1 pseudogene is annotated in these 270 nt (G+C 41.1%); it reads left to right on the forward strand.

The window, feature by feature from the left end:
• Window positions 1-270, forward strand: a pseudogene (locus tag A3729_RS33920) (sodium:proton antiporter); the annotation flags it as partial.

The following is a 270-nucleotide window of genomic DNA, read 5'->3' on the forward strand; positions in this document are numbered from 1 at the left end:
GATTAAGCCCTATGATTTAAGCTCGTCATGGACTGGCTATCTGGCATTAAGCGTCTTCTGTCTCGCTTATGTTTTTGTCGTACTTGAAGAAAAAATACACCTGCGAAAGTCCAAACCAGTTCTTCTAGCCGCCTCTCTGATATGGATTATTATTGCTTTTGCGTACCACCGCTCTGGTGATAGCGAATTAATTGAGCCTGCAATCCGGCATAACTTCCTTGAATATAGTGAGCTATTTTTCTTCTTACTTGTCGCCATGACCTATATTAA

This window comes from Oleiphilus sp. HI0043 (assembly GCF_001634935.1).